This window comes from Burkholderia alba (assembly GCF_034721475.1).
GTDB lineage: Bacteria > Pseudomonadota > Gammaproteobacteria > Burkholderiales > Burkholderiaceae > Burkholderia > Burkholderia alba.
Genome location: NZ_JAWJWL010000185.1, coordinates 1 through 393, shown reverse-complemented (window position 1 = coordinate 393; position 393 = coordinate 1). Strand labels below are relative to the sequence as shown.

The 393-nt window shown below is 58.5% G+C and carries 1 protein-coding gene; it reads right to left on the bottom strand.

All coding sequences use genetic code 11. The features are described 5' to 3' along the window. Positions 1 to 178: 178 nt before the first annotated feature. Positions 179 to 393 (bottom strand): IS66 family insertion sequence element accessory protein TnpB (gene tnpB / locus RZR99_RS33140; RefSeq protein ID WP_407655553.1); only part of this gene is annotated, 215 nt, incomplete at its 5' end.

Below are 393 nucleotides of genomic sequence, written 5' to 3'. Positions count from 1 at the left end.
TGATGCCGAGATCGCAGCATGGGCACGCGTACTTGACCCGCTGGAGCATCCCGCGCCGTTTACAACAGCTACGCCATCGATAACCCCGCTGTTCGGCGGGGCTGCCGCCGGTCGATACCTTCAAGGACCATGGACAGTTGAGCAGTCGTTAAATAAATCTTTCCGGTGCGGTCTTCGATCAAACGAAACGCCTGTTCGTAGGCCGCTTTGCGAGCAGCCATACTCCGTCGTCGGCAGCCCACAAAATCTTGATCAGGTCGCCACGGCGCCCGCGAAAGATGAACACGTCACTGCTCAATGGATTCTCGCCGAGCGCTGTCTGAACCTTCGCCTCCAGACTAGGAAAGCCGCACCGCATATCGGTCACGCCTGCCGCGATCCACATCCACATTC